The sequence below is a fragment of the Pseudomonas putida genome, from assembly GCF_050990305.1.
Lineage (GTDB): Bacteria > Pseudomonadota > Gammaproteobacteria > Pseudomonadales > Pseudomonadaceae > Aquipseudomonas > Aquipseudomonas putida_AH.
The window spans coordinates 3,614,122-3,636,411 of record NZ_CP158817.1; the positions used below are offsets into that span (position 1 = coordinate 3,614,122).

Consider the following 22,290-nt stretch of genomic DNA (forward strand, 5'->3'; position numbering starts at 1 on the left):
TGCTCCCGCTGGACTGCGTAGCAGTCCCATTTTTTGGGGTCGCTTCGCGCCCCAACGCGAGCAAGCTCGCTCGCCACAGGTAATTGCTTGCGCGATCTATTTCTTAAATGAACAGCATTACACTAAACAGCGGGCTTTTTCGTTTCCGGTGTAGCGTTGGCAGCCCTCCGCCAAGGGCACCTTCCGCCCTGAGGAACTCAGTCAACCAAAATCGAGGTTCTTCAGGAGCGGTGAGCCACGCTTCCTCAAGGCATTCAAATAGGTGGTTTCATCGTAGAGCGTCCTGGTCTGCCAGCGCCGATACAGAATCCGAATCCACTCGCCCTCAAGGCAAACGAGAATGTTGCGCTATCTAGCCTGGACTTGCCCCTACAAAACCGGACACCAACTCCCCGTTAAATTGATGCCGCTGCCAAGCGCCTGAACTCCCTCGGTGAGCGATAGTTCAAAGCGCTGTGCGGATGCTGCTCATTGTAATGCTCGAAGGCAATTGCCAGGTTACGCAGCGCCGTTTCTCGATCCGGCTTGGGCATATGCGCTACGTAATCACGCTTGATTGTCTTTACGAAGCTCTCGGCCATGCCGTTGCTCTGTGGACTGCGCACTGGAGTGGTCACCGGCTGCAAGCCAATCTGCCGAGCAAACAGGCGTGTCTGTTCGGCGGTGTACGCCGAGCCGTTGTCGCTGAGCCATTGCACCGGTGTGGCGGGCAGTTGATCACCGAAGCGCTTTTCCACGCTTTCCAGCATCAGGTCGCGGATATCATCGCCGCTGTACCCGGTCGGGCTTGCGACCCAGCCGATGGCTTCGCGATCACAGCAGTCCAGGGCGAAGGTTACGCTCAGTTTGGCGCCGTCCTCGCAACGGAACTCAAAGCCGTCCGAGCACCAACGTGTATCGCTGGTTTGCACCGCAATACGGCCTTCGTGTCGACGCGGCACGCCGGGTTGTTTGATCCGGCGTTCAAGCAGCAGGTTGTGATCACGCATCACCCGGTAAACCCGCTTCACGTTGATCGCGGGTAGCGACTGGCTTTCACGGGCGCGACGCAGCAATCCCCAGACTCGACGGTAGCCATAGCTGGGCAGCTCACTGACCTGTCGCTGGATTTCAACTACCAGCTCAGCGTCGTTCACAGGTCTGATTCGCCGTGCTTTGGGCGATACCGATTGCTTGATTCGAACCGTTAATTGCGAGCGCGCCACACCGAGACATTCGCTGACCAGCTTCACTGGTCGTCCCCCGGCAACAAGGGTGAGTGCGCAATCCATTTTCGCGACTGGGCGATCTCCACGGCCTCTTTGAGGATTTCTGCTTCCATCGTTTTCTTGCCCAGCATCCGTTGCAGTTCACGGATCTGCTTGAGCGCATCGCTCAGCTCAGAGGCCGGCACCACGGCTTCACCGGCGCTGACTGCCGACAGGCTGCCGTCCTGATACAGCTTGCGCCACAGGAACAGCTGATTGGCATTGATGCCGTTGCGCCGAGCGACGACCGACACACTTTGCCCTGGCTCAAGGCTCTCGCGAACCATGGCCAGCTTTTGCTCTGGGCTCCAGCGGCGCCGCCGCTCCTGACCCAAAAGCTCCCCACTCTTATAGTTGCTGTTAGTCATAAACATAACCGTTTGCCTATCCCTTATCGTAAGGGGGAAACGGTGTCCTGTCTTTCATGGGGCTCGTTCATAGCCTTCATCGTCATAGCAATAGTCATTGCGACCCTTGGGGTAGCGCTGTATGGCTGGTATCGCCATCTTCAAGACGACGATGACTTTTATTAGTCCTTTGTTTGCAATCGCACGATTTGCCCAACACGCCTCTCGAACGACTCGTGCGCACTCGCCTGGCGTGCCGCAGAGCAATCGTTCCTTGGTGATGCAACAGTACTCAAGGAAGATGCATTGATATTTCAAGACGGGTGATTGGGCGGGTTGGCAAGTTTGCCGACGGCACCGAATTCGATCGGAGCCTTGATGTAAAACAAGGAGATCTCTTCGGCCTCGAGTCGCTCGAACAGGCGAACGGACTCTTCTTCGGTTATTGCCAGGCGAATTTCGGTCGGTTGATCGGCCAGCTCAAAAAAATGCGAGGAATGCAGTTTTCCTGAATGCCCGAAGCCTTCGATTCCCGTTGCCAGGGTAGCGCCGCGCAACCCCAGCTCTTTGGCAAGATCGACGAGCCAGTCACCCAGCATTTTTCCGCGATACCGACGGTTTTGCTGGGTGAAGAAAATCACCAGAAAGCCTTTCATGACTGATCACCTCTCTAGCGTGTGCCAATCAGTTGAAACGAAACCAGCCCCGCAATGGTCATCGCCAGTGAGCCGGCGACTTGCAGCGAGATGCCCAGCAGCCAACGTAACCAGGCCCCGAGGGATGCGCCAATAGCGATAACGAGTAATGACTTCAGCATAGCTGTCCCCCTCCTCGTGACATCAGCAAGCGGGAAATCTCAAACAACTGGCTGAACATGGCCCCTTAACAAAGCAAATCTGTACGTCGACCGGTTGAATCGGTTCTCTCCGGCGTTGATGTATCAGGGCCCGCCATCCAGGCCCTGATGTTCAAGCCTGCTTCAGGGCGCCATCGAATGCCGGCGTCAACCCCGACAATTCCAGCTTGCGGACAAAGTCGCCAAGACGTTGTTGCTTGTACGCTTCCACATCCAGGTCACGGTAGTCGTAGAAGCCCTGGCCATCTCGCAAGCCATTGCGACCGTTATGCATGTTGTCGGCGATCACCTGGGGCGATTCAAAGCGCGGAGACAGCGCACCACTGAGGTAGCGCGAGGCGTAGTACAAGATGTCGCCGCCGCCCCAATCGATGAACTCAAGCAGGCCCAGCACCGAGAAGCGCAGCCCGAAACCGACTCGCACCGCGGTGTCGATGTCTTCCGCGCTGGCCACGCCCTCTTCGACCATCCGTGCGGCCTCGTTCATGACCAATGCCTGAATGCGCGGCACGATGTAGCCCGCCACCGGATTGCACACCACCGGCACCTTGCCGATCCGCTTGAGCAGTTGCAGCAGGCGTTCGACCGCCTGCGGGCAGGTGGCGTCGCTGCGGCTGACTTCCACCAGCGGCATCAGGTGCGCGGGATTAAGCCAGTGCGCATTGACGAAGCGCGCAGGCGTGCTGACCATTTCACTCAGCTCGGTGACCAGGAATGTCGAGGTGGTCGAGGCGATGATGGTCGACGCCGGGACATGCTCGCTGACCCAGGCGAAGGTCTGCTGCTTGACCGCGATGATTTCCGGCACCGCTTCGAACACCAGGTCGCACAGGCGCAATGTGTCTGCGGCCTGGGATCGGCTTTGCAGCGTCAATCGGGCCAGCGCGGTGTCCGCCTCTGCCCGTTGAAGCATGCCAAGGCGCACCAGCGTCTGAAGTTCGCCGTGAATGTTGTTGCGCACACGCTCGAAGTAGCCGTGGCGCTCATCCTCGGCGCGATCCTTGATATCGATGAGGGTGACCGGCAATCCCGCATGGATGAACGCCAGGGCAATGCCCTCGCCCATCCGGCCGGCGCCAACCACGCTGACATGGGGCAGCGCGGCGTTCATCAGTGGCAGCCCTTAGTCAGTAACTCGCTCATCTGCGCCCGGCTAAGCTCGGCCAGACCGAGGTTCTCCAGGGTGCGGCCTTCGGCGTACAGGTCACGACCGGCGACGACCGAGGCAATGCTCAACAGGCCCTGCGCAACGGGCGTCGGCACACCCGCCCAACGACCGACCGACACCAGGAAGGACAGGCCCAGACGGGTGTCTTCAAGCATGTAGCGGTGTTTCTGCAGGTCGATGTCCTCGCGCCAGTCACCACTGTCGGTCAGCTTGCCATGCGCGCCGCGACCATACATCCACTCCTCTCCTTCGCTGGTGTTGTAGTGATCGGCCAACGGAAAGTGCGGTGCGCCGTAGGTCAGCGCTTCACGCACGGCCATGCGCTCGGCATCCAGCTGATTGGTCACACGACGAATCGACGGCTGGGTGCCCTCGTTGTGAATGTCCCAGGCCTCGAAATGCTCAAGGGGACCGGCGTTCATCATGATCAGCGGCGGGTGGATGATGGGACCTGCGTTCATCAGGGCGCCGCTCAGGGCGTCTTCAATCGGTTCGACGCTCGGGTAGGCCTCGCGCAACACCGCAAAAGCATGCTCGGACAGGTTGCTCGGGAACACCCCGGTCGGCAGGCGGGTGGCGTAACAGCTGATCACCAGGTCACTGGCACCATGCTTGCGTACCAGGTACGGCAACGTACCGGTTTCAGCAAAGGCAACTTTGCTCTGGTTACCGGCATCGGCCATGGCCTTGGCAAACACGTAGCTGCCGAAGGTGCCCGGCGGTAGGAACACCACCTGACCGTCGCGCAAGTGCGGCGCCACGTGCTTGGCCAGGTCTTCGTGGGAGGTCGACGGCAAGGGGATGATCACCAGTTGCGCATCGCCCAGGGCTTCGGCCAAGTCATCGGTGAACGACAGATTGTCGCCAGGCTGACCGACGGACAGCTGACGAGTACCCTTATAGTCCTTGATGGTCAGGCTGCCGATAGCCAACAGCTCCTTGAGCGCCGCCGAGTCACGACGCCACAGGCGGGTCTGATGCCCCTTTTCAGCCATTTCGACAGCAGCGGCGTAACAGCCGTGTCCACCACCCAGCACGGTAATCTTCATGGAGATACTCCTCTTGTAAGAGACTCGATGCTATCGAGCCGCACCGGCACACACTCATCCGATTGCGCAGTCGACTGACGGATTGCGCAGCAGTCTCAATGTTTGCATCGCCGCAGGGTGTCCGACGGCAGACAGCCATAGCGTTGCCGATAGGCGCTGGAAAAATGCCCGAAACTGTTGATGCCATGACGCAGCAAGATATCGGTGACGGTTTCTCCGGCCCTGCCCTGTTTCAACGACTCGTGGATCATCGCCAGACGCCGGTCGCGGATGTACTCGACCGGCGCCTGCTGGAGGAACTGGTTGAAGCCATTTTGCAAGGTGCGCACCGAGACGCCGCACAACTCGCTCAAGGTCGCCAGGCTGATCGGTTCATCGAGGTGTTCCTCGATGTAATCCCGGGCCTTTTTCACGTGGTGCGGTAGCGGCGCGCGCGAATCGATCAAAAGATCCGCCGAGTAGTTGTGCGGCAATTGAGTGAGCAGCAGTTGCATCAGGTATTCGGACAGACCGCCAGCCAGACGCGAACCGTCCACGCCGCTGCCGTATAGCCGACAGATGTAGTCCAGGGTGTGATAAAGGCTGACGACGCCGGCGCCCAGGTGGTCGACGCTGATATCAAAGATCACCGACTGCCGCAGGCTGCGGCCCAACAGGCGTTGCAGTTGTGTCTCCAGGGCATCGCGGTCGACGCGAAGGATCAGGTTGCGGCATTGCCCATCGGTGACGATTCGGCTTTGCGCGAACGGCGAGGAAACGCTCAGGTAGCCCGACTGCATCGCCGCGCTGCGTTGCCCGTGGGCCACCTCGCACTGCCCCTGCAGGGTAATGCGAAACAGGTACTGATCGGCAATGTCGCCGATGGTGATCTCCACCGGCGCGCCATAGCGCAGGTCGAGCAGCGCCGAATCGCCGAAAAATACGCCGTTGAGCCGGGTGTGGATCGGCTCGTCACGCAGCACATTGAAACTGTGCGGGCACAGGTATTGGCTGACCTTGTCCTTGATCTCAGTGTAATCAGCCGAGCTGAGCAGGCTGTGCCGCTCCAGCAGGTGTACGTCATTCAACATCAGGGGTTCTCCTGATCGCAAACACACAGGCCCCGCTCCCTTTAACAGGAGCGAGGCCGAGGTGCCGATCGTGGACAGTGACCAATCAAGCCCGGGTCGGGTACTCCCGGGCATAGCTTTCACGGAAACGACGGCAACCACGCCAGAGCAGCAGCACGGTCAATGCCGACGCGCCGACGATCACCAGCGACATCGACGAGCCCACCGCCGCCGGCGAGCCGAAGTAGCGGTCGGTCAACAGCGCTACCAGTGTGGTGCCCAGGCCCAGGCCCAGCAGGTTACTGATCAGCAGAAACACCGCCGAGACCTGCGCACGCACCTGGTTCGGCGCGAGGATCTGCATTGCTGCCGTGGACGCCGGCATCGGGAACGAAGCGAAGAACATCGCCGGTACTAACAGCGCCACTGACAGCCACAGTTGATCCACTTGAGGGAACAGTACGGCCGGTACCACCATGCCCAAGGCACCGATGACGCCTGTACGCATGGCGGCGTCCTGGTGTCCTTTTTTGGCCAGGAAATCGGTGAGCCATCCACCGAACAACACTCCGGTGGTGTTGGCCAGCAACAGCACGGTGCCGAGCATGTAGCCTGCCTCCATGGGCGACAGGCCGAACTTGCGGATATACAGCGCCGGGCTCCAGCTCATCATGCAGAACAGGACCATGGCGTAGAACGAAAAGCCCAGGTAATGGCAGGTGAAGGTGGCACGGTGGCGACCCAGGAAGCGCAAGCCATCGCTCATCGCGACCTTCTTGGCCCGACCCTGGGCGTCGACCTGCAAGCCTTTACGCGCCGGGTCGCGCACAGTGAGCCAAATCAACAGGCCGACCACGATACCCGGCAGGCCGACAATGAGGAACGCCAGTTGCCAGGCCTTCATCGCGCCGAGAATGGCGACCTCGATGGTGTTCATGTCCTTGAGCATCGCGATCACGTAACCACCGACCAGGAAGGCCAAGCCACCGCCGACGAACGAACCGATCGAGTAGATGCCCACGGCGCGACCGAGTTTTTCCTTGGGGAACATGTCGCTGAACATCGAGTAGGCCGAGGGCGACAGGGCCGCCTCACCGACGCCAACGCCAATGCGGGCCAGGAACATGTGCAGGAAGTTCTTGCTCATGCCGCAGGCAGCCGTCGCCAGGCTCCAGAACACGACGCCGACGGCGATGATCTTCGGTCGGGAGAAGCGATCGGCCAGGTAAGCGATGGGCATGCCCATGAAGGCGTAGAACAACGAAAAGGCCAACCCGTGCAGCAAGCTGAACTGGGTGTCACTGATCTGCAGGTCGGCTTTGATCGGCTCAATCATCAGCGCCAGGATCTGCCGATCCACAAATGAAAAGATGTAGGCAATCATGCACAAGCCAACCACATACCACTCATAAATGTAGGTTTTCTTCTGCTGTTGCAGGACCGCGTTATCGACCTGGATATTCACTAGTGTTTGCTCCTCTTGGAATCCGCTCATGGGCGCAGTGGTGCGCAGGACAACGAATGGAAAGTTGCGGGGCAGATGCAAAGGACAAAGGTTTCGAACATGGTCAGGCCTCTTATTGTTATGGGGTCATACTTTGGGTGGACTGGGCTTACCAGAACTTCCAGGTGTAGGTCGTGGCAAAACGAAATTCGTTGTAGTCGTAGCCGTACTTCTGTTTCACGTCGATGTTACGCAGGTCCAGCCCAAGGCCTTGCAGCGCCCCGCTCTGTACCACGTAGCTGAGTCCCAGAAAACGCTCGCTTTCCTGGTTATCGCTCAGGTTGCCACCGCGATCCCAGTTCGTACCCTTGATGTAGCGGGTGTAGAGCTTCAGCCCCGGCATGCCCATCCCGGCAAAGTCATAGCTATAACGCGCGCCCCAGGACTTTTCATCCGGACGGACAAAGCCAAGGGATGACCAATGCACCAGGTAAGGTTGCGGGATAAAGCCGTTCATGGTCGGGAACACACTGTCACCAAGCATGCGCTGGTAACTGAGGCCAAACATGTGGGCGCCTTTGAGCAAGGAGAACAAGGCACCGTAGGAACGGTTGTCAATCACACCGTTTAACGCATTGCCATCTTCATTGTTATTGAAGTAACGCAAGTCGGTTTTGAGTTTGTAGCCATTCCCCAAGTCGGCCATATGCATCAGGCCAAAATAGTGCTGCTGATAAATATCATGCAACACGCCATAGAAATAACTGGCCTGGAGGTTTTTGCTGATGTCGTAAGTGATACCGCCGAAATCCAGGCCCTCACTGTCGAGATTGTCGGTAGAACCAAACTTGTACAGTTGCTCGTGGTTGGAAGACTCCCGCGTCACGGCCGACCAGAAACGGCCGCCGGTCATCGTCAACCCATCGACTTCCTTGGACTCGACCACGGCCCCCTGGAAGATGGTGTCCAACTGTCGACTGGGGTCATCGAATGCCACCGGCAGTTGTGGACGCTGGTCACCCACCTTCAACTCGGTCTTGCTGTAGCGCATTTTGAAGGTCGCACCGGCGCGACTGTAGTCATCGGCCGTCTGCTGGTCGCTGACGCTGAACGGCAGCGATCCGTCATTGCCGGACGAATCCAGGCGCACGGCGTATTGCGCATCCACATCAAGGCCGATGGCCAGGGCTGTGTCGGTATAACCGGAAGTAAACTGTGCATCGAAACCCTGGGACCAACTGTGCACTTCAGAAGCCGGTGCATTAGTGTTGGTGTAATTACGGTGCAAGTAGAAGTTACGCGTATCCACTTTAAAGTGACTGTCATCAACAACATCGGCCTGTGCCACCCATGGCGAACACATCATTCCCAATACACTGGCAATACCGAGCCCACGGCAAGACTGTTTTACCTCATGCATCTAACTTCTCCACATCTGTATGTGCTGAGCACTGTATTTATAGGAGCAGATTCAAACTAAAAACTAAAAATACCGGCAGCCGAACACCGAGCCCTCTTGCGCAGCAAGACGGATGACAGGAGGGACATAAAGTACGGTGGATTCGAACATTGCCAGGTCTCTTGTTGTTATGGGGTAAAGCGCCGGGTGGACTCAAAGGAACAGTCGTCATGACGACACGTCTCTTGATCACCCAAGGTAAATCAGCAGACGCCGCGCCGATATCGAGATGAACCGCCTCCGTTGGAGGGGAAAACTTCAACCCGGCTAAAGATTTCCCTTAGTTGGCTCAACAGCGAAGAGACATGCCTGTGTTGCATACCCCTTCCAATATCGAGGCCTTGTTGCTCAATGGGCCCTAAACTAGCGATTGCACTGCCTGCCAACCTCCCCGATTGCGCAGACAGCTCTCCAATTGCGCAGCCGAATGCACACAGACCGGGCGCTGTCGTCGCCGTGCAACCACTGGATTTAGCGAGCGCTTGCGGAAACTCGAGGGTGAAGTGCGGTCAATCGCCGAACTTGCAGATCGCAAGCCAAAGGGCCACTTTTCCGCTGCTATGCTCATAACATCTCTTTCTGCCCTAGAGACGAGAAGCATGGCAACACAAGGCAAGCACTCCCCGCTCATGTTCAAGGCCATGGCCTGCTCGACTGGATTTCTCCTTGTCGCTGGGGCAGCCATAATGCTGCTCGACACCTACTTCGACCTGACGTTGCTGGCCGATACCACGGGTTGGCTGCTGCGCTTTCGGGACTGGCTGTTGCTGGAAACGTCCATGCCGAATTGGTCGCTGCTGATGATTATCGCGATTTTAATCGGCACACTGTCTGTCGCGACTTATTACGCCCGCATCACGGATGGGACTGACGGCGAGTTACACGAAATTGAGCGAAAAGTTTACAAAAAGAACAACCCTCAATTCCCAAAGTTGACCGATGACGAAACGCTCCTGATGGAAGCGTTGGCCTATCATGCGAACTTCAGAAAAATTGCAAACTTAAACTCGGTTTGCAAACTTGTGTCACTGAGCACGTTAGAAGTCGAAGCCGGCCTAAAGCAACTCCAGGCCAAACGGCTTGTTAAGCAAAAAGTGACAAGGGGTACATTCGGCGCGACCACTTTTGAACTGACCTTGGCCGGAAAGGATTATGCGCTGGAGCGACTTCAACTCACGTAACAGGGAATGTGCCTAGCCCCACACAACGCCGTGTAGGAGCTGCCGAAGGCTGCGATCTTTTGATCTTGATCTCCATCGATAAATCAAAAGATCGCAGCCTCGTTGCACTCGACAGCTCCTACAACGCCTACGGCTTCTGCATTGTGAACTCCGCCAGATGCACCACAACTCCCTGTAGGAGCTGCCGAAGGCTGCGATCTTTTGATCTTGATCTTCATCGAAACATCAAAAGATCGCAGCCTCGTTGCACTCGACAGCTCCTACAACGCCTACGGCTTCTGCGCTGTGAACTCCGCCAGATGCACCACAACTCCCTGTAGGAGCTGCCGAAGGCTGCGATCTTTTGATCTTGATCTTCATCGAAACATCAAAAGATCGCAGCCTCGTTGCACTCGACAGCTCCTACAACGCCTACGGCTTCTGCATTGTGAACTCCGCCAGATGCACCACAACTCCCTGTAGGAGCTGCCGAAGGCTGCGATCTCTTGATCTTGATCTCCATCGAAACATCAAAAGATCGCAGCCTCGTTGCACTCGACAGCTCCTACAACGCCTACGGCTTCTGCATTGTGAACTCCGCCAGATGCACCACAACTCCCTGTAGGAGCTGCCGAAGGCTGCGATCTTTTGATCTTGATCTTCATCGAAACATCAAAAGATCGCAGCCTCGTTGCACTCGACAGCTCCTACAACGCCTACGGCTTCTGCGCTGTGAACTCCGCCAGATGCACCACGACTCCCTGTAGGAGCTGCCGAAGGCTGCGATCTCTTGATCTTGATCTTCATCGAAACATCAAAAGATCGCAGCCTCGTTGCACTCGACAGCTCCTACAACGCCTACGACTTATGCATTGTGAACCTCGCCAGATGCACCACGACTCCCTGTAGGAGCTGCCGAAGGCTGCGATCTTTTGATCTTGATCTTCATCGAAACATCAAAAGATCGCAGCCTCGTTGCACTCGACAGCTCCTACAACGCCTACGGCTTATGCATTGTGAACACCACGACTCCCTGTAGGAGCTGCCGAAGGCTGCGATCTTTTGATCTTGATCTTCATCGAAACATCAAAAGATCGCAGCCTCGTTGCACTCGACAGCTCCTACAACGCCTACGGCTTCTGCGCTGTGAACTCCGCCAGATGCACCACGACTCCCTGTAGGAGCTGCCGAAGGCTGCGATCTTTTGATCTTGATCTTCATCGAAACATCAAAAGATCGCAGCCTCGTTGCACTCGACAGCTCCTACAGGCCCTGCAAATCCTACGTTGGTGGATGCTTGATCCTCAGCCTACGGCCAATGATCGCTCGCGCAGCTCATGATTGAGGATGCGGTCGTTCTCGCTGTAATCGACCGGGCAGTCGATCACATGTACGCCCGGGGTCTTGATGCAGTGCTCCAGCAGCGGCAGCAATCCCTCGGCGCTTTCCACGCGATGACCATTGGCGCCATACGCCTGGGCGTACTTCACGAAATCGGGGTTGCCGTAGTCCAGGCCGAAGTCGGCAAAGCCCATGTTCGCTTGCTTCCAGCGGATCATGCCGTATCCGTCGTCACGCAGGATGAGCACGGTGACGTGCATCTTCAGGCGCACCGCCGTTTCCAGCTCCTGGCTGTTCATCATGAAACCACCATCGCCGCATACCGCGATGACTGGACGATCCGGATACACCAGGTGCGAAGCCATCGCCGATGGCAGGCCGGCGCCCATGGTCGCCAGGGCATTATCGAGCAGCACGGTGTTCGGCTTGTGTGCCTTGTAGTTACGGGCGAACCAGATTTTGTAGATCCCATTGTCCAGCGCCACGATGCCCTCGGACGGCAACGCACGACGGATATCGGCCACCAGTCGCTGCGGATAGACCGGATAGCGGTCGTCATCAGCCCCTTCGGCGATCTGTACTTCGTTGGCATCGCGAATCGCCAGCAGACGGGTGAAGTCCCAATGTGCGGTGTCGTTCAGCGCCTCGCCGATCTGCCAGACCGCGTTGGCGATGTCACCAATCACTTCGATTTGCGGAAAATACACAGCATCGACTTCAGCAGAACGGAAGTTGATGTGAATGACCTCGGTACCGCCGCGCACCATGAAGAACGGTGGCTTCTCGATCACGTCGTGGCCGATATTGACGATCAGGTCCGCGGCTTCAACCGCGCGGTGCACGAAGTCACCCGAAGACAATGCAGCATTGCCGAGGAAGCGCGGGTGACGCTCGTCCACCACGCCCTTGCCCAACTGGGTCGTCACAAATGGGATGCCGGTCTTTTCGATAAGCTGCTTGAGGACCTTGGCGGTCATCTTGCGGTTGGCGCCGGCGCCGATCACCAGGATCGGGCTGCGAGCGTGTTGCAGCTTCTCGACAGCGGCGTCGATGGCACAGTGTTCAGCCAACGGACGGCGATGCAGACTACGAGGAATAGGTAAGCTGTCGGTCTGTTCGGCGGCGATGTCTTCCGGCAGCTCCAGGTGCACGGCGCCCGGCTTTTCCTCCTCCGCCAGCCGGAAGGCCTCACGCATGCGCGAAGGAATGTTATCGGCTGAAGCCAATTGGTGTGTGTACTTGGTGATGGGCGCCATCATGTTGCACACGTCGATGATCTGGAAGCGGCCCTGCTTGGACTTCTTGATCGGCTTTTGGCCCGTGATCATCAACATCGGCATGCCGCCCAGATAAGCGTAGGCACCGGCGGTGACCAGGTTGGTGGCGCCAGGCCCCAAGGTCGACAGGCTGACACCGGTCTTGCCAGTGAGGCGGCCATAGGTGGCGGCCATGAAACCGGCGGACTGCTCGTGGCGAGTCAATACCAACTTGATCTGCGATTTACGCAGGGACTCCAACAGGTCCAGGTTTTCCTCACCGGGAATGCCGAACACATACTCGACACCTTCGTTTTCCAGGCATTGCACAACGACATCGGCGGCCTTGGCCATCTAGCTTGTAACCTCAGAGACTATTAACGGGATTGGCATTGCACGGCCGCACGGCCCATCAAATGCTGAGCCGTGCAGCCAGATTTTTCGTTCGAATCAAGCAAGCGAAGCAACTGCCAAAGCGGCATATTTACGATTGAGCGGCAAAAGAGGCCCATGCTCGGCCCCTGTCACATCAACTCAGAAGACGTTGAACGGAATGGTTGTAACGATCCGAAGTTCTTTGACACTGCCATCAATTTCATTGGGTGTAGCACGATGCGCCACATAGCCTACTTGGAGACTACTGTTTTTCAGTGCACCGCTTTGAAGGGTGTATGAACTCAAGAGACCCGACTCCTGGTGTTTATCACCGTCGGAGCGCTTTGAAGGATAACTGTTGCCCTGGTAATGAGTGCCATCGATACCCCAGCCGCGGACGTTATACAAATAGAATGTCAGCCCTGGCAACCCATAGGGTGCTGCATCGAACAGGTAGGCCAGTTGCACCGACTTTTCATTGGGCCCGTTATAGTTCGACAAAAACGAGTTGGCCAGCGTCGTCCCTTTACTTTCATGAATATAGTCAAAGTATTCATTGCCATTTATCTGTTGCCAGGCGAGCACCAGGCCATGGGCTCCATGCGTCAATTTAAAGGCCAGGCTATAGGCATCATTATCAATGGGCCCCATTTTAGCCGAGCCCTGGTCATTGGTTTTATAGTAGTTGAACGACGTATTGAGCCCCAGTGCCGCTCGATCCCCCGCATTGTGCGAAAAACCGAAGTAGTATTGATTCCAGAAATCTTCAACCTGAGTCGCATAAACGCTTGTCTTCAAGCTGGCAAAGGGTGTGTAAGTCGCCCCCGCAATATAGGCTGCGTCGCTCGACACGTTGCGATTACCGTACTCGGACACGATATCCGTCGTACTTTGCTCCGAACGCGGAGACACCTTGTCAAACGCACCCAAGTCAAAGCTCAGATTATTAAACTCAAGGCTGTTTAGGCTGATACCCTCGAAACTGGAAGGCAGTGCCCGGTTCGTGTTATTTGCAATCATGGGCGTTTGCATATTCTGGCGGCCAACCGTCAGCGTCGTATTGGATACACGCGCCTTGATATTAGCCAACCCCAGCTTGCTCCATTGATCGACTGCATCGCCATCACTGTCTGTCAGTGTCCGATTGCCGCCGCCTGCAATACGCCCCTTGCCCTGCTCCAGTGCAATGGCGTTATAGACGCCCAGCTCAACGCCAAGGCCCAATTGACCTTGAGTAAACCCGGAGCGATAGTCCAGGATCGTGCCTTGTACCCAGGTATCACGACGATCCGTCTTCTGCGGCGGGCCATTATCCTTCTTGATGAAGAATGTGCTATTGCGTTCCGCTTGCTCCTTGGACAGGAAGTTCTTGGTGCTTCCCGACAGCGATTGCCCGGCAATGAGGCCTGACGCTTCATCTTGGGCACTGCTGGATTTGAGTTCGGTAGCGATAAAGCCCTGACTGGCATTTTCCGCCAGGGCCACCGGTGTCGCTACAAGAAAAACCAAAGGCAAAACGGTACGCTGCATACAGATCATATTTAACACCGAAGTTTTTTATTATTAGACAGGGTTCAGAACGCCAGCCGCTTTCGATAACACCGAATTTAATCCGCAACGAAACACATCAATAGAAACGGCGCTCAACTCAAAAAGAGAGGGCCTACAGCGCCGTATCAACTAATGCTGAATGGATTCACACTTCAAACACACTCAAACTTGAAACCACATCGAGCTTATTCAACGAACCCAACACATCACTTTCGAACGTCTCTATTTTTCGACTCCGGCAAGAACAGCATCGCCAAAAGACTTACAACACTGACCCCGGCCAGATACCACGCCGGTGCCATTGGGCTGTTAGTGACCGCAATCAGCCAGGTCACGACAAATTGAGTGGTGCCTCCAAAAATCGCGGTGCCCAGTGCATAAACCAAAGACAAACCGGTACTGCGAACGGCGATCGGCAACAACTCCGGAATTTGAACAAGTCCGGCGGTGGCAAACATGGCGGTCAGGGCTGCAATGACTGAGTTCACCGTAAACAGCGTGAGCAAAGTAGGCGCATTCACCAGCCACATGAACAGCGGAACAATGGCCAGAGTTAAAGCAACCCGAGGAATGAAGTTAGTAATCTTTCTTCCCAGGCGATCGCTGAGCAAACCGCCCAGAAGCGCAAAGACAAATGTCACTAACCCGCCCACCAGCACACTGCCCTGTGCAATCGGCGCAGACAGTTTGAGAACTTGAACCGCGTAACTGACCATATAGTTGCCGACTTGCGATGCAACGCCTATCGAAGCAAACAGCAAAACACCCAGCAGTACGACCTTTTTATGCTCACGAATGACAACGCCAACGATTTCAGTGCTGGTGCGTTCCTGCGCGGTTTCATGGGTTTCCGGCAAGGCTCTACGCATGTAGATAACGATAGGAATCAGTACCAGGCTGAGGAAGAACGGAACGCGCCATCCCCAGGTTGCCAACTGCTCGGCACTCAACCACAACGACAATGCAACACCCAAGACGCCGCCCACCGCGACCGCGATGCCCTGGCTCGCGATCTGCCAGCTGGAATAAAACCCGCGACGATGAGGGGGAGCGGCTTCAATCAGTAGCGATGTCGCAGGCCCGACTTCGCCTCCCAGCGCCAGGCCCTGTATCAATCGACAAAGGACGACAATGATCGGCGCGGCAATACCGATTGACTGGTAACTGGGCGTCATCGCCAAACCAATCGTACCGATCGTAATCATGGCCACGGTAAGAATCATGGCGGGCTTGCGCCCTGCCCGGTCGGCGTAGGCGCCGATCAGAATGCCACCCAATGGACGCGCGAAAAAACCAACGCCAAAGGTTGCAACGGCTGCCATCAAGCTGCCGTACTCGCCAACCACCGGAAAAAACGCTTTGCCGATGTAAACGGCAAAATACGCATAAATGACGAAATCATAAAACTCAAGGGCATTGCCGGCGACAGCCGCCGCAATCGCTTTTTTATTGATGGCAGCATGATCAGTGGCTGCTTCAGCGCCTGAGCAGCTCGTATCGATCATTTGAGATATTGTTTGATTATTCATTTAATGATCATCGGGTTAGTTAAAATTCACAGTCACTTGGCGCTCTGGCTGTCGCAACACGGCAAGACCATTAAGGGCCTGTACGACGGCCTGCTCCGCCTGTTCCCAAATCATCAGCTGCCACTCAAGCTCGTCTGGGTAGAAGGTGTCTTTGAGATGACGAGCGATGGCTGATCCCTGCGCGGTCATGCGCATGCCATAACGGTGGGCCCAATGATCGGCCCTGAGTGCAGCGATCACTCGCTCAAATGGGTAGGTGCCGTATTCAAGGCAAATACCGATGTGTTGTGCACTGGCACACTCTTGAACAATAGCGGCCTGGATCGGGCCACTCATTGCCACACTGGTCGAGGTGCCGGTGTGCACATTGGTCAGTTCGCCCCACCAACCCTGCGCACGTTTGAAAATGTCATGATCGAAGCCGGCAAATATTCTTTCACCATAACCATAAGGCCCAAGCCCGGTGTGAATATCGATCGAGGCCAGAACATCTACATCCGCCGTGTACTTTCGCAGGATTTCTCTGAACGTGTCGTTGCTCCAGGTTGGCGCACGACCACCAAACCACATGCCATCTTCAGCTTTATATTGCCCAATGGACATGGCCTGTTGCAGCGCCTTGTCACCGTGTTCCAGGCGATAGTTCTCTAATACGTCATCACGCTCAGGCGGCCATGCTGGCGGCAGCAAGGCGTCATGAATCTGCTCATAACCCGGGTTCTGCGGCAGATCAGAATTGAAGTCGATAAAGTTTCTATTAAGGTCGACGTTTTCCTGAGTGACGCGGCGCAGATGCGAGAACCCGAACGGATTGATCGCGTGCACATATAAAACGGACGTATCGTCCGGTATTGGCAATTGCATCCCAAGCAAACCGGTTTGCACGGCTGACCCCGTAAACCCTTCGACCCCATGAACCCCACTGATCACAATGAGCATTCTGGAGGCATCCCGTGGACCCTCGACCACGACATCGGTGGCCAGCGTCTCACCTTCTGCACCTTTGAACGCCAGTTCAAAACTGTCGACAGTCAGGCCTTTAGACTGCGCAGCCGCCAGGAATTTTTGTCGCGATTGCGCGTACGTCTGACTAAACAGCTGAGATATTGTTTTTGTGTTCATTACACGCTCATTTTTCACTGACTTGCTTTGCACAATTGCGCACGAACAATGGACCGCTGCCGGCATGCTTGACCAAAGGCTTCGAATATTCCTCGAGCCAGTTCACTGTCATTCACTCGCATTTCCGGATGCCACTGCACTGCCAACGCAAAGCCGGGCGCTCCCTCTACCGAGAACGCTTCAATCAGCCCATCCGGCGCGAGCGCTTCAACCTTCAATCCTGCGCCTAACCTCTCTACACCCTGGTGGTGCAGCGAATTCACCTGAACGTGTTTTTCGCCACACAGCCCCGACAAGACGCCGCCAGGAATGATCTCTACCGAATGGCAGTCCTGGTACCAGTCCTTGATAGGTCGGGATTGATCACCCTCACGATGATCGATGGCCCCCGGCTTCTCATGGACAGCGGTATTCAAGGTCCCTCCCCACGCCACGTTCATCTCCTGAAAGCCGCGACAAATCCCCAACACCGGAACACCCGCTGCAACGAGCGCTTTGACCAGTGGCAAAACCGTTGCATCACGGGCCGGGTCAAGCATCGCCCCTTCCGGGATCGCCGTTTCTCCATATTGCTGGGGAGAAACGTTCGATGGGCTACCCGTCAGGACCACGCCATCGACGTGAGCGATCAGACTGGCAATATCGATGGCCGTCTCATCAGCAGGCAGTGCCAGGGGCATCCCTCCAGAAATCGACACAACCGCCTCCACGTAGCCGTGGAGCAATGCATGGGCTTGATGACCGTAACGCTCCACCCGGTCGGCGGCGATCGCGACCAGTGGCTTGGCGGATGAGAGAATCGAGGGGGGTGATGCGTGAGTCATGTATTTGTACTTGTCATGGGTGTGTATTGGATCGAGTGTAAGGAGTCATCTTTATTTAGGTAAATTGCAATTTACTGCCTAATATCTTGCAATTACTGCAATTCGAGACCTCCCTCATGAACACCCGACAGCTTCACCATTTCGTGGCCGTGATGGATACGGGATCACTCAGCGCGGCTGCCGAGGCTGTGCACTTGAGCGTCCCGGCGTTATCCAGAAGCCTCAAAGCCCTGGAAGACGAGCTGCGTGTATCGCTCTTCGATAGAAGCAATCGTCGCTTGCACCCCACGCCTTACGCGCTGGAGTACCTGGATCGCGCCCGCCGCATTGTCTTTGATGAGCGTGAAGGCGCGCGTGCATTGAGCCTGATGAAGAATGGCGCCTATGGCCCCCTGGCTTTTGGATTGGGATCCTCTTTGGCCGTCGACTTGCTAGCGCCCTTGATTAACGAGTTGATCGCCAATGGACCCAATCTCAGGATTCAGGCTCAGGTCGAAAGCACCGATGCGTTGCTGGACTCATTACGAAGAGAAAAGCTGGATTTTTTCGTGGGTGACGTCAGCTCGGCGGCGAGTTCGGCGGAACTGTTAGCGGAGCCTTTATATAAATGCACCTACGGTTGGTTTGTCAGGCATGACCATCCGCTGGCGAAAAAGAAGAACATTAAAATCAGCGAACTGGAAAACTACCCCATCATCGGTTCGGGCTATATCAGTGATACGTTGGCGTTCAATATTTCACAGCTTTATGGATGGCAACTTCCACTTGAAAAGAATTTCTCCGTCAACATAAACAACCTGGAAACCATCCATAAGCTTCTTTCCACTTCCGACATGATTTCTCCTTCTACCTACAACGCGATGCTTCAACCATTAAAAGCCAAAGCCGTTGTCGCCCTTGACGTGTACCCAGCGCTAAACCTGGACATGACCCTGGGCATCGTAAGATTGGCGCTTCGTACGCTGGTACCCTCTACCGAACACGCCTTCGAGATAATAAGAAGCTATTTCATCAAGATCGATAAAGAAATAGCCCACTACACGGTGTAGCCCACGTCATACGACAAAGCCCTGATGATTCAGGGCTTTGTCGTTTTTGAAGGGCTCTGGAGAAAAACCGGTTGTTCATTCACAGGTTGTTCAAACCGTAAACCGCGTCACTGTCTTATTTAAATAAATTCAAAGGCCAGCCCTCTAGCGCGGCGAAGTGATCAGCCCATACACCTTAACCAGCCGGTGTCAGCGAAGAACATCAGGGCGTCCTTAGCAACCCGCTTTATTGAAGTTCAGGTTTCCCTGATGGCCTGCGGTGTTGAGTCGTGGTTACTACACTGATCCCATTGAACGGCGATACACCTGTAGGACAGCCATGAATTTGACCAAACCCAACCCGCAATTACGACGTGACCTCAAGCCAGCAGCTGCCCTGCTCAAGTGGTCGGGCGTGGATTTGTTCACGGTTGCCCAACGTCTTCGAGCGTTTGGCGATGAAGAGGGTGCCAACGAGCTGATGAAGATCGCACTCGGTTTTCAGGAGACGGAAGATCGACTGACCACTGATGCGGAGAGATGAAGACCGTTTTGAATGACTGAACTCGACACCAAGCCGGCGGATCCGGTCCAGATAGGCGTATTGGCGATCGAACTGGCCTCGCTTGAGGTCGAAGGCAAAACGTTCGGGGTCCTGTTCACCCCGTTTCATCAGTGCCATGAAGCAGCGGTCAGCGCGCGGCTTCTTCCTGGCAAGGCCTGATGTTCAGTGAAAGGGCCGCTGGCTGACTCGATTCAAGCCTCTCGTCATCTCACGCCCTCCAGGGCGCCACACTGTCAACGTCAATACCGTACCTGGCAATCGCCTCGACACAGACACCGGCATCGAGTTGCCCGTCATGTACCAGGGCCGTCAGCGCGCTCAAGACGATCTGATACCGATCCACTTCGAAGAATGCCCGCAGCCTGCTACGGGTATCGCTGCGCCCGAAACCGTCGGTGCCAAGCACCGTGTAACGGGCATCCAGGTAGCTGGCGATCAACTGCGGCAAGGCGCGAACGTAGTCGGTGCAGGCAATGATCGGCGCGGGGTCGTCGAGGGAGTCTTGAAGATGGCTACGGCGTGCCGGCTGTCCTGGATGAAGGCGATTCCAGCGTTCGACGTCCCGAGCCTCGCGAGCCAGTTCAGTGAAGCTGGTGACGCTCCATACCCGGCTGGCGACGTTCCAGTCGCTGGCCAGCAATTGGGCAGCGGCGATGACTTCACGCAGGATGGCGCCAGAGCCCAGCAATTGCACGCGCCCACGGGCATCGTTCAGTTCATGCCGGGCGAACAGGTACATACCCTTGATGATCGCCTGCTCGACACCTTCGGGCAGGCTGGGTTGCGGGTAGTTCTCGTTCATCAGGGTGAGGTAGTAAAACTCGTCTACCTGACGCTCCAACATCTGGCGCATGCCATGGTCGAGAATCACCGCGAACTCACCGGCGAAGGCCGGGTCGTAAGCGCGGCAGTTGGGGACCATCGACGCCATCAAGTGACTGTTGCCGTCCTGATGTTGCAGCCCTTCGCCCCCCAGGGTCGTGCGCCCCGCGGTGGCGCCCAGCAGGAAACCCCGCGCCCGCTGATCCGCCGCCGCCCAGATCAGGTCGCCGATGCGCTGGAAGCCGAACATCGAGTAGTAGATATAGAACGGCAGCATGGGCAGGCCATGCACCGAGTAACTGGTCGCGGCGGCGACCCAGGAACTGATCGCCCCGGCTTCGCTGATGCCCTCCTCCAAAATCTGCCCATCCAGGGCTTCCCGATAGCTGAGAATCGAACCGATGTCTTCCGGCTCATAGCGCTGCCCGACGCTGGAATAGATACCGATTTGCTTGAACAGGCTGGCCATGCCGAACGTGCGGGCTTCATCCGCCACAATCGGCACGATGCGCGGTCCCAGTGTTTTGTCGCGCAGCAATCCGCCGAGCATTCGCACGAAGGCCATGGTGGTGGACATCTCCTTGCCTTCGGCGGCGATGGCAAAGGCGCCATAGCGGTCGATATCGGGTACGGCCAAGCGCTCGCAAGCCGATGATCGCGCCGGCATGTAACCGCCTAACGCCTGGCGGCGCTCGTGCAGGTAGCGCATTTCGGCGCTGTCTTCGTCGGGTTTGTAGAAACTCAACGAAGCGGCCTGTTCATCGGTTAACGGCAGGTTGAAACGGTTGCGGAAGGCGATCAACGCCTCCTTGTCGAGCTTCTTCTGCTGGTGCACGGTCATCCTGCCCTGCCCCGCGTCCCCCATGCCGAACCCCTTTTTGGTCTGCGCCAAAATCACCGTGGGTTTGCGGCCTTCGAGCACGGCGGCCTGATAGGCGGCAAAGATCTTCACCATGTCGTGTCCGCCGCGTTTGAGGCGGTCGATCTGCTCATCGGTCAGGCCCTGGGCCAGGCGCGCCAATGCCTCGTTCTGGCCGAAGAACTGCTCGCGGTTGAAGCGCCCGTCCTTGGCCGCGAACGTCTGGAACTGACCGTCGACGGTATTGGACAACGCCCTGACCAGTGCGCCCTCCGTGTCCCGCGCAAACAAGCCATCCCAATCCGCCCCCCAGACCAGTTTGATCACGTTCCAGCCGGCCCCGCCGAACAGCGCTTCCAGCTCGTCGATGATGCGGCCATTACCGCGCACCGGCCCGTCCAGCCGTTGCAGGTTGCAGTTGACCACCCACACCAGATTGTCGAGACCTTCGCGCGCCGCCAGGGTCAGTGCCGACATGCTTTCCGGCTCATCCATTTCCCCATCGCCGAACACGCCCCACACCGTCCTGCCGGTGGTGTCCTGCAGGCCTCGATGGTGCAGATAACGCATGAAACGGGCCTGGTAGATCGAACTAATCGGACCGATGCCCATGGAGCCGGTCGGAAACTGCCAGAAGTCCGGCATCAGCCAGGGGTGCGGATAACTCGACAAGCCACGCGCGCCGTGGCTTCGAGCGCCAATCTCCTGCCGATAGTGCTGCAGGTCCTGCTCGTCGAGGCGCCCTTCGAGGAAAGCCCTGGCGTAGACGCCCGGTGCCGAATGCGGTTGATAGAACACCAGATCGCCGCCGCGGCTGGCGGTGCGAGCCTTGAAGAAATGGTTAAAGCCAACTTCGAACAAATCGGCGGCGCTGGCATAACTGGCGATGTGTCCGCCCAATTCGCCATAGGCGAAATTGGCCCGGGCAACCATCGCCAGCGCGTTCCAGCGCATGATCGAAGCCAGGTGTTCTTCGATGGCCAGATCCCCCGGAAATGGCGGCTGGTGTTCGACACTGATGGTATTGATGTAAGGGGTGCCCAGACTTGGCCGCCAACCGATGTCCGAGGTGCCTGCCACCGCCACCAGCATGTCGAGGATCTGTTTGGCCTGTGCGGTGCCGCCATGGGCAATGACCGACAACAGTGCCTCACGCCACTCGGCGATTTCTGCAAGATCTTCTGCCGTTTGCCCCGGCAACCGGGCATGGGTATCGGACGGGTTCATGGGCAACTCCTG

17 protein-coding genes and 1 pseudogene are annotated in these 22,290 nt (G+C 56.8%); 4 read left to right on the top strand and 14 right to left on the bottom strand.

Features of this window, described 5'->3' with window-relative positions:
• Positions 1–395 precede the first annotated feature (395 nt).
• The 8 genes and pseudogenes from ABTV22_RS16260 to ABTV22_RS16295 all read right to left on the bottom strand — a co-directional run bounded on the left by ABTV22_RS16260 (position 396) and on the right by ABTV22_RS16295 (position 8,580).
• A protein-coding gene (locus tag ABTV22_RS16260; protein ID WP_433735520.1) for an IS3 family transposase occupies positions 396–1,615 on the bottom strand; the annotation gives its coding sequence in 2 pieces (ribosomal slippage) (positions 396–1,270 and positions 1,270–1,615; 1,221 coding nt in all).
• A gap of 293 nt (positions 1,616–1,908) precedes the next feature.
• A complete protein-coding gene (locus tag ABTV22_RS16265) occupies positions 1,909–2,250 on the bottom strand; it encodes a DUF190 domain-containing protein (protein ID WP_433735521.1) in 342 nt (113 codons plus the stop codon).
• Between the two features lie 83 nt (positions 2,251–2,333).
• Positions 2,334–2,411, bottom strand: a pseudogene (locus ABTV22_RS16270) (fluoride efflux transporter CrcB); the annotation flags it as partial.
• Between the two features lie 151 nt (positions 2,412–2,562).
• Complete coding sequence (locus ABTV22_RS16275; protein ID WP_433735522.1) at positions 2,563–3,561, bottom strand: 3-hydroxybutyryl-CoA dehydrogenase; 999 nt, start codon at positions 3,559–3,561, stop codon at positions 2,563–2,565.
• Positions 3,561–4,667 (bottom strand): NAD/NADP octopine/nopaline dehydrogenase family protein, encoded by a 1,107-nt coding sequence (locus tag ABTV22_RS16280; RefSeq protein ID WP_433735523.1) that lies wholly within the window; start codon positions 4,665–4,667, stop codon positions 3,561–3,563. Before ABTV22_RS16280 ends, ABTV22_RS16275 begins: the two co-directional genes overlap by 1 nt.
• Positions 4,668–4,762: 95 nt before the next feature.
• Positions 4,763–5,737 (bottom strand): AraC family transcriptional regulator, encoded by a 975-nt coding sequence (locus ABTV22_RS16285; protein WP_433735524.1) that lies wholly within the window; start codon positions 5,735–5,737, stop codon positions 4,763–4,765.
• A gap of 85 nt (positions 5,738–5,822) precedes the next feature.
• Positions 5,823–7,181, bottom strand: a complete 1,359-nt coding sequence (locus tag ABTV22_RS16290) for a spinster family MFS transporter (RefSeq protein WP_433735525.1) — start codon at positions 7,179–7,181, stop codon at positions 5,823–5,825.
• Positions 7,182–7,329: 148 nt separating this feature from the next.
• Complete coding sequence (locus ABTV22_RS16295; protein WP_433735526.1) at positions 7,330–8,580, bottom strand: OprD family outer membrane porin; 1,251 nt, start codon at positions 8,578–8,580, stop codon at positions 7,330–7,332.
• A 638-nt stretch (positions 8,581–9,218) separates the two neighbouring features.
• On the opposite strand from ABTV22_RS16295, the gene ABTV22_RS16300 reads away from it, so the two are divergent.
• A complete protein-coding gene (locus ABTV22_RS16300; RefSeq protein WP_433735527.1) occupies positions 9,219–9,800 on the top strand; it encodes a hypothetical protein in 582 nt (193 codons plus the stop codon).
• A 1,283-nt stretch (positions 9,801–11,083) separates the two neighbouring features.
• Here ABTV22_RS16300 and ABTV22_RS16305 read toward each other — a convergent pair.
• The 5 genes from ABTV22_RS16305 to ABTV22_RS16325 all read right to left on the bottom strand — a co-directional run bounded on the left by ABTV22_RS16305 (position 11,084) and on the right by ABTV22_RS16325 (position 17,777).
• The gene (locus ABTV22_RS16305; protein WP_433735528.1) at positions 11,084–12,730 is read right to left on the bottom strand and encodes an acetolactate synthase large subunit; all 1,647 of its coding nucleotides are present in this window, start codon (positions 12,728–12,730) and stop codon (positions 11,084–11,086) included.
• Positions 12,731–12,910: 180 nt separating this feature from the next.
• Positions 12,911–14,290 carry an OprD family outer membrane porin gene (locus ABTV22_RS16310; protein ID WP_433735529.1) on the bottom strand — a complete coding sequence of 460 codons (1,380 nt, stop codon included), beginning with the start codon at positions 14,288–14,290 and terminating at the stop codon, positions 12,911–12,913.
• A gap of 218 nt (positions 14,291–14,508) precedes the next feature.
• The gene (locus ABTV22_RS16315; protein ID WP_433735530.1) at positions 14,509–15,831 is read right to left on the bottom strand and encodes an MFS transporter; all 1,323 of its coding nucleotides are present in this window, start codon (positions 15,829–15,831) and stop codon (positions 14,509–14,511) included.
• Positions 15,832–15,846: 15 nt separating this feature from the next.
• Positions 15,847–16,953, bottom strand: a complete 1,107-nt coding sequence (locus tag ABTV22_RS16320) for a M14 family metallopeptidase (protein ID WP_433735531.1) — start codon at positions 16,951–16,953, stop codon at positions 15,847–15,849.
• A gap of 14 nt (positions 16,954–16,967) precedes the next feature.
• A complete protein-coding gene (locus tag ABTV22_RS16325) occupies positions 16,968–17,777 on the bottom strand; it encodes a gamma-glutamyl-gamma-aminobutyrate hydrolase family protein (RefSeq protein WP_433735532.1) in 810 nt (269 codons plus the stop codon).
• Positions 17,778–17,893: 116 nt separating this feature from the next.
• Here ABTV22_RS16325 and ABTV22_RS16330 point away from each other — a divergent pair, with 116 nt between their 5' ends.
• The 3 genes from ABTV22_RS16330 to ABTV22_RS16340 all read left to right on the top strand — a co-directional run bounded on the left by ABTV22_RS16330 (position 17,894) and on the right by ABTV22_RS16340 (position 19,529).
• Positions 17,894–18,826: a LysR family transcriptional regulator gene (locus ABTV22_RS16330; protein ID WP_433735533.1), complete on the top strand. Its 933-nt coding sequence runs from the start codon at positions 17,894–17,896 to the stop codon at positions 18,824–18,826.
• A gap of 319 nt (positions 18,827–19,145) precedes the next feature.
• Positions 19,146–19,349 carry a hypothetical protein gene (locus ABTV22_RS16335; RefSeq protein WP_433735534.1) on the top strand — a complete coding sequence of 68 codons (204 nt, stop codon included), beginning with the start codon at positions 19,146–19,148 and terminating at the stop codon, positions 19,347–19,349.
• Positions 19,350–19,361: 12 nt separating this feature from the next.
• Positions 19,362–19,529 (top strand): hypothetical protein, encoded by a 168-nt coding sequence (locus ABTV22_RS16340; RefSeq protein ID WP_433735535.1) that lies wholly within the window; start codon positions 19,362–19,364, stop codon positions 19,527–19,529.
• A gap of 49 nt (positions 19,530–19,578) precedes the next feature.
• Here ABTV22_RS16340 and mdeB read toward each other — a convergent pair whose 3' ends face one another.
• Complete coding sequence (gene mdeB / locus ABTV22_RS16345; protein WP_433735536.1) at positions 19,579–22,278, bottom strand: alpha-ketoglutarate dehydrogenase; 2,700 nt, start codon at positions 22,276–22,278, stop codon at positions 19,579–19,581.
• Between the last annotated feature and the right edge of the window lie 12 nt (positions 22,279–22,290).

What these genes read in the sequence shown, in the direction of transcription:
- mdeB (WP_433735536.1), bottom strand. Translation starts at nt 22,278, where the DNA reads ATGAACCCGTCCGATACCCATGCCCGGTTGCCGGGGCAAACGGCAGAA.
- ABTV22_RS16275 (WP_433735522.1), bottom strand. Translation starts at nt 3,561, where the DNA reads ATGAACGCCGCGCTGCCCCATGTCAGCGTGGTTGGCGCCGGCCGGATG.
- ABTV22_RS16330 (WP_433735533.1), top strand. Translation starts at nt 17,894, where the DNA reads ATGAACACCCGACAGCTTCACCATTTCGTGGCCGTGATGGATACGGGA.
- ABTV22_RS16320 (WP_433735531.1), bottom strand. Translation starts at nt 16,953, where the DNA reads ATGAACACAAAAACAATATCTCAGCTGTTTAGTCAGACGTACGCGCAA.
- ABTV22_RS16295 (WP_433735526.1), bottom strand. Translation starts at nt 8,580, where the DNA reads ATGCATGAGGTAAAACAGTCTTGCCGTGGGCTCGGTATTGCCAGTGTA.
- ABTV22_RS16335 (WP_433735534.1), top strand. Translation starts at nt 19,146, where the DNA reads ATGAATTTGACCAAACCCAACCCGCAATTACGACGTGACCTCAAGCCA.
- ABTV22_RS16285 (WP_433735524.1), bottom strand. Translation starts at nt 5,737, where the DNA reads ATGTTGAATGACGTACACCTGCTGGAGCGGCACAGCCTGCTCAGCTCG.
- ABTV22_RS16340 (WP_433735535.1), top strand. Translation starts at nt 19,362, where the DNA reads ATGACTGAACTCGACACCAAGCCGGCGGATCCGGTCCAGATAGGCGTA.
- ABTV22_RS16325 (WP_433735532.1), bottom strand. Translation starts at nt 17,777, where the DNA reads ATGACTCACGCATCACCCCCCTCGATTCTCTCATCCGCCAAGCCACTG.
- ABTV22_RS16265 (WP_433735521.1), bottom strand. Translation starts at nt 2,250, where the DNA reads ATGAAAGGCTTTCTGGTGATTTTCTTCACCCAGCAAAACCGTCGGTAT.
- ABTV22_RS16280 (WP_433735523.1), bottom strand. Translation starts at nt 4,667, where the DNA reads ATGAAGATTACCGTGCTGGGTGGTGGACACGGCTGTTACGCCGCTGCT.
- ABTV22_RS16305 (WP_433735528.1), bottom strand. Translation starts at nt 12,730, where the DNA reads ATGGCCAAGGCCGCCGATGTCGTTGTGCAATGCCTGGAAAACGAAGGT.
- ABTV22_RS16310 (WP_433735529.1), bottom strand. Translation starts at nt 14,290, where the DNA reads ATGATCTGTATGCAGCGTACCGTTTTGCCTTTGGTTTTTCTTGTAGCG.
- ABTV22_RS16300 (WP_433735527.1), top strand. Translation starts at nt 9,219, where the DNA reads ATGGCAACACAAGGCAAGCACTCCCCGCTCATGTTCAAGGCCATGGCC.
- ABTV22_RS16315 (WP_433735530.1), bottom strand. Translation starts at nt 15,831, where the DNA reads ATGAATAATCAAACAATATCTCAAATGATCGATACGAGCTGCTCAGGC.